General features: G+C 73.9%; 9 protein-coding genes. 6 read left to right on the forward strand and 3 right to left on the reverse strand.

The window, feature by feature from the left end:
• Positions 1-97: 97 nt before the first annotated feature.
• Complete coding sequence (locus tag ACFV0Q_RS33805; protein ID WP_385010677.1) at positions 98-748, reverse strand: NAD(P)-dependent oxidoreductase; 651 nt, start codon at positions 746-748, stop codon at positions 98-100.
• Between the two features lie 71 nt (positions 749-819).
• Here ACFV0Q_RS33805 and ACFV0Q_RS33810 point away from each other — a divergent pair, with 71 nt between their 5' ends.
• Positions 820-1425: a TetR/AcrR family transcriptional regulator gene (locus ACFV0Q_RS33810; protein ID WP_385010679.1), complete on the forward strand. Its 606-nt coding sequence runs from the start codon at positions 820-822 to the stop codon at positions 1423-1425.
• On the opposite strand, the gene ACFV0Q_RS33815 is transcribed toward ACFV0Q_RS33810, so the two are convergent.
• Entirely contained in the window at positions 1415-2299 is an 885-nt protein-coding gene (locus ACFV0Q_RS33815) for a carbohydrate kinase (protein WP_385010681.1), read from the reverse strand. The two genes, ACFV0Q_RS33810 and ACFV0Q_RS33815, sit on opposite strands and share 11 nt — an antisense overlap.
• Positions 2300-2382: 83 nt before the next feature.
• Here ACFV0Q_RS33815 and ACFV0Q_RS33820 point away from each other — a divergent pair, with 83 nt between their 5' ends.
• Positions 2383-2814, forward strand: a complete 432-nt coding sequence (locus tag ACFV0Q_RS33820; RefSeq protein WP_385010683.1) for a Rieske (2Fe-2S) protein — start codon at positions 2383-2385, stop codon at positions 2812-2814.
• Positions 2815-2825: 11 nt separating this feature from the next.
• Here the strand turns inward: ACFV0Q_RS33820 and ACFV0Q_RS33825 are convergent, their stop codons facing one another.
• A complete protein-coding gene (locus ACFV0Q_RS33825; protein WP_385010685.1) occupies positions 2826-3809 on the reverse strand; it encodes a hypothetical protein in 984 nt (327 codons plus the stop codon).
• A gap of 253 nt (positions 3810-4062) precedes the next feature.
• Between ACFV0Q_RS33825 and ACFV0Q_RS33830 the strand changes: the two genes are divergently transcribed.
• From ACFV0Q_RS33830 to rapZ, 4 genes are all read left to right on the forward strand, one after another.
• A complete protein-coding gene (locus ACFV0Q_RS33830; protein WP_385010687.1) occupies positions 4063-4692 on the forward strand; it encodes a papain-like cysteine protease family protein in 630 nt (209 codons plus the stop codon).
• Between the two features lie 5 nt (positions 4693-4697).
• A complete protein-coding gene (locus ACFV0Q_RS33835; RefSeq protein ID WP_385010693.1) occupies positions 4698-5471 on the forward strand; it encodes a hypothetical protein in 774 nt (257 codons plus the stop codon).
• Positions 5472-5648: 177 nt separating this feature from the next.
• On the forward strand, positions 5649-7658 hold the full coding sequence (gene uvrC, locus ACFV0Q_RS33840) for an excinuclease ABC subunit UvrC (protein WP_385010689.1): 2010 nt from the start codon (positions 5649-5651) through the stop codon (positions 7656-7658).
• Positions 7655-8614, forward strand: coding sequence for an RNase adapter RapZ (rapZ, locus tag ACFV0Q_RS33845; RefSeq protein ID WP_385010691.1), 960 nt, complete (start codon positions 7655-7657; stop codon positions 8612-8614). The genes uvrC and rapZ overlap by 4 nt, the downstream gene beginning before the upstream one ends.
• The last annotated feature ends 12 nt before the right edge of the window (positions 8615-8626 follow it).

An 8626-nucleotide genomic window follows, 5' to 3' on the forward strand; every position in this document is an offset into this window, starting at 1 on the left:
GCTCGCCCGGGCAGCGGGCGCCGCCGTGGCTGAACGGCGCCACCCGGGTGTCCCCCGGTCCCCCGTTCCCCGGGCTGCGCCTGGGGAACTCGGTGGGTCAGGTGGCCACGCCCAGGGCGTGGCCCGCTGTGGTGGGGTCCGTCAGGGTGGTGAGGAGGGCGTCCGCCACGTCTGCGCGGGGGATGACCTTGCCGCCCGGGACGTTGGCGTCCAGGGCGCGACGGTAGGTGCCCGTCCGCGGGCGGTCCAGCAGGCGGGGCGGCCGGACCACCGTCCACTGGAGGCCGCTCGCCCCGATCGCGGCCTCCATCACCGCCAGGTCCGCGTACACATCGCGCAGCGCCCGCCGCAGCAGCGGGTACATCACCGAGCGCAGGAGCACGCCGTCCCCCGGGGAGTCCGGCCCGAGCGGCGCCGCGCTGATCGCCGACAGCCGGGCCACGCCCGCCCGGTCCATCGCCGAGACGACCGCCCGCAGGGCCGGTCCGGCGATCGGGGAGAGCCGGGCCTGCTTGTTGCTGGAGGCACCGAGCGCGGAGACCACCCCGTCCCGCCCGGCCAGGACGGGCACCAGCGCGTCCTCGTCCGTCAGGTCGGCCAGCACCGCCACCTGGAGCCGCTCGTGCGGCGGCACGTCCAGCCGGGCCGGGTCGCGCACGACCGCCGTCACCTCGTGGCCCGCTGCGAGCGCCTGGTGCACGACCTCCCGGCCGACCCCGCCCGTGGCTCCGAACACCGTGAGTTTCATCGTGTACCCCTTGGCCGAAGACCGATGGTGGGTGAGCATTCACTCACCCCCGTGTCCACTAGGGTGAGTGAATGCTCACCTCGAAGTCAAGCCGCCCCACGCCCGAGCGGCTGCTCGACGCCGCCGAGACCCTCATGCGCACCATCGGCCTCGCCAACACCACCACCAAGGCCATTGCCCGCGAGGCCGGCTGCTCGGAGGCCGCGCTCTACAAGCACTACGCCAACAAGGAAGAGCTCTTCGTGCGCGTCCTGATGGAGCGCACCCCGAACGCCGGGCCGCTGATGGCCGCGCTCACCGCCGAGCCGGGGGAGCGGACCGTCGAGGAGGCGCTGACCGCCATCGCCCGGCACGCCGCGCTCTTCTACGCCGACGCCATGCCCCTGGCCGCCTCGCTCTTCGCCGAGCCCGCCCTGCTCAGCCGCCACCGCGAGGGCGTCCAGGAGATCGGCGCGGGCCCCCACGTGGTGCTCGACGCCCTGGAAGGACGGCTGCGCCGCGAACTCGCCGCCGGCCGGCTCCGCGACGGCGCCGACCCGCGCGCCGCCGCCGCCCTGCTGCTCGGGGCCTGCTTCCAGCGGGCCTTCTTCCTGCACTTCTCCGGCGCCGAGGTGGTCCAGCCGGTCGAGGAGTTCGCCCCGGCCGTCGCCCGGACCCTGTGGGCCGCTATCGGCTGAGCCCGAGCTCCGCCGCGTACGGCGGCTCCGCGCCCGCCCGGGAACAGGTCAGCGCGGCCGCGTGCGCGGCGAAGGCCAGGACGGCGGGCCAGTCCACCGGACCGGCGCCGCCGCCCACCAGCCGGTGCAGCAGGGCCGCGTTGACCGTGTCGCCCGCGCCGATCGTGTCGGCGACCACCACCGGCCGGGCCGCCGCACCGTACCGCGCGCCCTCCGCCGTCCGCACCGTCAGACCCGCCGCGCCCCGGGTCAGCACCACCGCCGAGGGCCCGGCCGCCAGCCAGTCCTCGACCCGCCCGCCCAGCCAGTCCGCGTCCTCCTGCGACAGCTTGAGCACCGACACGTACGGCAGCCAGCCCAGGAACCGCTTCCGGTACGCGGCCGGGTCGGCGATCAGCGCCGGGCGGATGTTGGGGTCGAGCAGGGTCAGCAGCCCGCGCCGCGACTCCCGCCGCAGCAGGGCCTCGTACGCGCTCGCGCCCGGCTCCAGCACCAGCGAGCAGGTCCCGAGCGCGAGGGCCCGTACGCCTGGAGGCAGCGAGGGCGGCAGGGTGAACAGCCGGTCGGCGGTCCCCTCGGTGTAGAAGCCGTACGCGGCCGAGCCGTCCGGGGCCAGCGAGGGCACGGCCAGCGTGGTCGGCTCCGGCCCGCGCTGCACCAGCGAGAGGTCCACCCCGGCGGCCCGCAGCCCGGACAGGAGGCCCTCGCCGAAACCGTCCGCCGACACCCGGGAGCAGAAGGCCACGTCCGCCCCGAGCCGGCCCAGCGCCAGCGCGGTGTTGTACGGCCCTCCGCCGGGCCGGGGCAGCAGCGCGCCCGGCGGCTCCGCGACGGGCACCAGGTCGATCAGGGCTTCTCCACCGACGACGATCACGCGGGGGAAGCTACCCCATCGGCCGCCGGTATCGTCGGGTGGGCCCGGCCCCGGGCACCGCCACCTCGCGCCAGGAGAACCGCATGTCCGCGTCGCAGTCCGCCGCCCGCCGTACCGTCCTCAAGGGCGCCGCCGCGCTCGCCGGGGCCGTGGGCGCCGGGGCGACGCTCTCGGCCTGCTCCACCGAGTCCGACAGCGGCGCGGGCAGCCCGGCGGTCCCGAAGGAGCCGGTCGAGCTGGGCCCCGTGGCCGACGTCCCCGTGGGCGGCTCGAAGCTGTTCCGGGAGCGCAAGGTCGTCGTCAGCTGCCCGGCGGAGGGCCAGTACAAGGCGTTCAGCGCCCAGTGCACGCACGCCGGCTGCGTCCTCGACAAGATCGTCGAGGGGGAGGGCAACTGCCCCTGCCACGGCAGCCGCTTCGACGTGACCACCGGCAAGGTCCTGCGCGGCCCGGCCGCCGACCCGCTGCCCGCCGTCCCGGTCAAGGCGGAGAACGGCAAGCTCATCGCGGGCTGACCGCCCCACCGCTACTCCCAGTCCCAGGCGATGCCGAGGAGGCCGCGCCGGACGCCGTCTTCCACCAGGTGCACGGCCCGGTGGCGGCCGCTGGGGGTGAGGTCGGCGAGGCCCGTGCGCGCGGCCTGCGGGCCGGTGCGGGCGAAGCGGCGGCAGCGCACCGGCAGGGCCGCCTCGTCGAAGCGGACCTGGAGCATGTACTGGCCGCCCGCGTAGCTGAAACCCCGCACGTACTCCGTGCTGCGCGCGCCCGTGCCGTCCTCGATCCCGTAGCCGAAGACGTACGTGTCCCCGCGCCGCAGCCGCGCATCGAACAGCAGCTCCGCCACCACCACGCCCGCCTCCCGGTGGCGGCGTATCCGGCCCGTGCGGCAGTTCTCGTACGCCGCCACGCGGACCCGGTCGGTGTCGCAGCCCGGATCGCCGTGGTGGACGGCGAGGTAGCGGTCGACGCCGTCGCGGTGGGCCCGGACGATCTGCTGGGACTCCCGCGTGCGCAGCTCGCCGTCCGGGCCGATGCCGACCCGCTCGTGGTGGCCGACCGAGTGCAGGCCGCCGTCCGCCGGGAGCTCCATGCCGTCCAGTAACTGCTCCACCGCCGCGCCGACGCTGATCAGCGCCCGGTACGAGCGGGCCGCCGGGCGGCCGGAACCGGGCCCGGCGGCGCGGCCGGGGCCGGTCAGCAGGCGCAGGAGGGCGCCGCCGGGGAGTTCCAGGATCTGCTCCAGGGCCGCCACGGCCCGCAGCGACTCCGGGTGGCGGGGGCGCCGGGCGCCCTGCTGCCAGTAGCTGAGGCTGGTGACGCCGAGCTTGATGCCGCGCGCGGCGAGCCGGTGCTGGACCCGGTGCAGGGGCAGGCCGCGGACGGCCAGGGCGGTGCGCAGGGCGAGGTGGAAGGGGCCCTCGCGCAGGAGGCGGTGGAGTTCCGCCGCGTTCGTGGTGTCCGCCGTACCCGCCGCGCCCGTGGTGGGCGCCTGGTCGCCGGTCGGCCGCATGGCGACTCCCTCTGTGAACGTTCACACGCGCCGGCGTGGGGACCGGGCGGCGCCGGGCCGGTGGTTCCGGGGGAGCAGGTGGAACGACAGCAACCGTTCACACCACAGCCCCACCGTTCACACTGCGATGTCACGGCGTATTGAAGCCTGTTGACCTGATCGCGACAACTCCCTGATGCTCCTCCACAGCGTCCGGACGCGCTCCTCCATCCCCCCACTTCCCACCTCGGGTCCCCACCTCGGGAGGAACGCGATGCGCAACAGAACCCGGCGGCCGTCCCCGGCCGCCCTGCTCCCCACCCTGCTGTCCGCCCTGCTCCTCGTCCTGCTGCCGTTCGGCGCCGGTACCGCCACCGCCGCCACGGCCGCCGCCGCCCCGGACACCCCCGCCGCCGCGGCCCTGGCGTACAAGCGCCTGAACATCACCATGCAGGCCCAGCAGAAGAACAACTGGTGCTGGGCTGCCGGCGGGAACACCATCGCCACCTGGTTCGGCCGCGACTACAGCCAGAACCAGTTCTGCAACGCCGCCTTCAACCGCCAGCAGGGCACCGAGTGCCCCAACAACCAGGCCAGCCTCGGCAACGTCCAGACCGCCCTGCGCTGGGCCGGCATCAACTCCGGCAGCTACGTGACCGGCTGGCTCCAGTACTCGACCGTCCAGACCGAGATCAACGCCGACCGGCCGGTCGAGACGCGCATCCAGTGGTCGAACGGCGGCGGCCACATGCACGTCCTCTACGGCTACGACACCGCCAACAGCTGGGTCTACTGGGGCGACCCCTGGCCCTCCAGCGACCGCTACAACTGGGCCTCGCACGCCTGGTACGTGGACAACAGCACCTTCTCCTGGACCCACTCCCTCTACCGGATCGGGGCGTGACCGCCATGACCGTGCGCTCCGCCGCCGCGGCCGTTCTGGCCGCCGCCACCGCCGTTCTCGCCCTGGCCGGTGCGGCCGCCGCGGCGCCCGTGCCGCAGCCGCAGGCCGCCACCGCCGAGAACAGGGCGGCCGCCCACGAGGCGGCCGCCGCGCCCGACACCCTGGCGACCCTCTCCCGGTTCTTCGCCCGCGAGGGCAAGGTGTCGCTGGCCGCCGCGCAGCCTCGGATCGAGGGCGAGGCCGTCCCCGTCAGCTACCTCTCTCCCGAGTTCGTCGCGGGCCGGGCCGGTGCGCCGGTGGCCCGGCTGGAGTTCCTCGCCAGCCAGGCGGTCTCCTCCGACGGGCAGCGGGCCGCGCTGTGGACCGCGAAGACGGGGGCGGGCTGGCAGGTGGTGAACATCGCCACCGGCGACGACGAATTCCGCTACGCGCGGCTCGGTGCGGCCAGGCTTCCCGGGGGGACCGTGTTCCGGGAACCGCAGATCGACGCGTGGTACGTCGCCGGGGGTGACCGGGTGGTGCCGCTGGACGAGGACGCGGTGGCCGCCGTCGGCGAGCGGGGGACGACGCTGGCCGCGTACCGGGTCCGGGTGACCCGGGCGTACGGCGACAAGTTGCCGGGCTCGGCGTACGCGGAGGCCGGTGAGGCCGGTGGCTTCGCCGAGCCCGTGCGGGGCTCCGGCGGGGCGCCGGTCGGGGTGATCGCCGGGGGCGCCGGGGCGCTGGCGCTCGGTGCCGCCGGGTCGGTGCTCCTGCTGCGGCGGCGCCGTACCGGCTGACCCCGCCCCCCCCGCAGGGCCCGGCCACCGCCAGGGGCCGGGCCCTGCGGGCTGTCCCCTACCCGCGCCTCAAGCTCCCCCAGCTACCGCTGGGAGGTGCCCCCGGGCGGGGCTGGATGCGGCCGGCGGGACAGGGGCTGCGGGTTGTTGTCGGTGGGCGACAGTAGGGTGGTTGGCATGGCCGACCCTTCCAGCTATCGACCCGAGCCCGGGCAGGTTCCTGACTCCCCGGGGGTCTACAGGTTCCGCGACGAGCACCGCCGGGTGATCTACGTCGGGAAGGCCAAGAGCCTGCGCCAGCGCCTGGCCAGCTACTTCCAGGACATCGCCGGCTTGCACCCCCGTACCGCCACCATGGTGACCACCGCCGCCTCCGTCGAGTGGACCGTCGTCTCCACCGAGGTCGAGGCGCTGCAGCTCGAATACTCCTGGATCAAGGAGTACGACCCCCGGTTCAACGTCAAGTACCGGGACGACAAGAGCTACCCCTCCCTCGCCGTCACCATGAACGAGGACTATCCGCGCGTGCAGGTCATGCGCGGGCCCAAGAAGAAGGGCGTGCGCTACTTCGGCCCGTACGGGCACGCCTGGGCGATCAGGGAGACCGTCGACCTGATGCTGCGGGTCTTCCCCGTGCGCACCTGCTCCGCCGGGGTGTTCAAGCGGTCCGCGCAGATCGGGCGGCCCTGTCTGCTCGGCTACATCGGCAAGTGCTCCGCGCCCTGCGTGGGCCGGGTCACCCCCGAGGAGCACCGGGAACTGGCCGAGGACTTCTGCGACTTCATGGCCGGGCGCACCGGCACCTACCTCTCCCGCCTGGAGCGGGAGATGCGCGAGGCCGCCGAGGAGATGGAGTACGAGAAGGCGGCCCGGCTGCGCGACGACATAGGGGCCCTGCGCCGGGCCATGGAGAAGAACGCCGTCGTCCTCGCCGACGCCACCGACGCCGACCTGATCGCCGTCGCCGAGGACGAGCTCGAAGCCGCCGTGCAGATCTTCCACGTCCGCGGCGGCCGCGTCCGCGGCCAGCGCGGCTGGGTCACCGACAAGGTCGAGGCCGTGGACACGGCCGGCCTCGTCGAGCACGCCCTCCAGCAGCTGTACGGGGAGGAGAAGGGCGAGGCCGTCCCCAAGGAGGTGCTCGTTCCCGCGCTGCCCGAGGACACCCCCGCGCTGAGCCAGTGGCTCGCCGAGCGCCGCGGGTCGGCCGTCAGCCTGCGCATCCCGCAGCGCGGCGACAAGAAGGCCCTCATGGAGACCGTCCACCGCAACGCTCAGCAGTCCCTCGCCCTGCACAAGACCAAGCGCGCCAGCGACCTCACCACCCGCTCCCGGGCCCTGGAGGAGATCGCCGAGGCCCTGGAGCTGGACGGCGCCCCGCTGCGCATCGAGTGCTTCGACATCTCCCATCTGCAGGGTGACGACGTGGTCGCCTCGATGGTGGTGTTCGAGGACGGACTGGCCAGGAAGAGCGAGTACCGGCGCTTCCAGATCAAGACCTTCGAGGGGCAGGACGACGTCCGCTCCATGCACGAGGTGGTCTCCCGGCGCTTCCGGCGCTACCTCCAGGAGAAGCTGAAGACGGGGGAGTGGTCCCCGGAGGACGGGGAGGACCCGCTCGCCGAGGACGACGGGCGGCCCAGACGCTTCGCGTACCCGCCCCAGCTCGTCGTCGTCGACGGCGGGCAGCCGCAGGTGGCCGCCGCCAAGCGGGCCCTGGAGGAGCTCGGCATCGACGACGTGGCCGTGTGCGGTCTGGCCAAGCGGCTGGAGGAGGTCTGGCTGCCCGGCGAGGACGACCCCGTCGTGCTGCCCCGCACCAGCGAGGGCCTCTACCTGCTCCAGCGGGTCCGTGACGAAGCCCACCGGTTCGCCATCCACTACCAGCGCGGGAAGCGGGCCAAGCGGCTGAAATCGGGCCCCCTGGACGAGGTGCCCGGCCTCGGCGAGAGCCGCAAGCAGGCCCTGATCAAGCACTTCGGTTCGGTGAAGAAGCTGAGACAGGCGACAATCGACCAGATCTGCGAGGTCCCGGGCATAGGGCGCAAGACGGCCGAGACGGTGGCCGCGGCTCTCGCCCAGGCTCCCCCGGCCGGTCCTGCCGTCAATACGGCGACAGGAGAGATCATGGACGACGAGACACCCGCGCCGGCGGGAGTAGCGTCCGAACGGGGGACCGAGCAATGACCGAGCACGAGAGCACGCACGAGACCACGCACGACCGAGACGGAGCACAGGTGAGTACGGGCACGACAGTGGAGCCCGGCGACAACGCCGAGGCGGCCATCCCCGAACTGGTGATCATTTCCGGGATGTCCGGGGCCGGCCGCAGCACCGCGGCCAAGTGTCTCGAGGACCTCGGCTGGTTCGTCGTCGACAACCTCCCGCCGGCGCTGATCCCCACCATGGTGGAGCTCGGGGCCCGCTCCCAGGGCAACGTGGCGCGCATCGCCGTCGTCGTCGACGTCCGCGGCCGACAGTTCTTCGACGCCCTGCGCGAGTCCCTCTCCGACCTGGAGGCCCGCGGCGTCACCCGGCGCATCGTCTTCCTGGAGTCCTCCGACGACGCGCTGGTCCGCCGCTTCGAGTCGGTCCGCCGCCCGCACCCCCTCCAGGGCGACGGCCGCATCGTCGACGGCATCGCCGCCGAACGCGACCTGCTGCGCGAGCTGCGCGGGGACGCCGACCTGGTCATCGACACCTCCAGCCTGAACGTGCACGAGCTGCGCGCCAAGATGGACGCCCAGTTCGCCGGCGACGAGGAGCCCGAGCTGCGGGCCACCGTCATGTCCTTCGGCTACAAGTACGGCCTCCCCGTCGACGCCGACCTCGTCGTCGACTGCCGCTTCATCCCCAACCCGCACTGGGTTCCCGAGCTGCGCCCCTTCACCGGGCTCAACGAGGAGGTGTCGGGCTACGTCTTCAGCCAGCCCGGCGCCAAGGAGTTCCTCGACCGCTACACCGAGCTGCTCCAGCTCATCGCCACCGGCTACCGCCGCGAGGGCAAGCGGTACGTGACCATCGCGGTCGGCTGCACCGGCGGCAAGCACCGCAGCGTGGCCGTGTCCGAGAAGCTCGCCGCCCGCCTCGCCTCCGAGGGAGTCGAGACCGTCGTAGTCCACCGGGACATGGGGCGCGAGTGACCGGTCGGACCC

Origin of the sequence: Streptomyces sp. NPDC059564, from assembly GCF_042735575.1 — a bacterium.
Taxonomy (GTDB): Bacteria; Actinomycetota; Actinomycetes; order Streptomycetales; family Streptomycetaceae; genus Streptomyces.

Coding starts and splice junctions, on each gene's coding strand:
- ACFV0Q_RS33805 (WP_385010677.1), bottom strand. CDS start 748: ATGAAACTCACGGTGTTCGGAGCCACGGGCGGGGTCGGCCGGGAGGTC.
- ACFV0Q_RS33810 (WP_385010679.1), top strand. CDS start 820: ATGCTCACCTCGAAGTCAAGCCGCCCCACGCCCGAGCGGCTGCTCGAC.
- ACFV0Q_RS33820 (WP_385010683.1), top strand. CDS start 2,383: ATGTCCGCGTCGCAGTCCGCCGCCCGCCGTACCGTCCTCAAGGGCGCC.
- ACFV0Q_RS33825 (WP_385010685.1), bottom strand. CDS start 3,809: ATGCGGCCGACCGGCGACCAGGCGCCCACCACGGGCGCGGCGGGTACG.
- ACFV0Q_RS33830 (WP_385010687.1), top strand. CDS start 4,063: ATGCGCAACAGAACCCGGCGGCCGTCCCCGGCCGCCCTGCTCCCCACC.
- ACFV0Q_RS33835 (WP_385010693.1), top strand. CDS start 4,698: ATGACCGTGCGCTCCGCCGCCGCGGCCGTTCTGGCCGCCGCCACCGCC.
- uvrC (WP_385010689.1), top strand. CDS start 5,649: ATGGCCGACCCTTCCAGCTATCGACCCGAGCCCGGGCAGGTTCCTGAC.
- rapZ (WP_385010691.1), top strand. CDS start 7,655: ATGACCGAGCACGAGAGCACGCACGAGACCACGCACGACCGAGACGGA.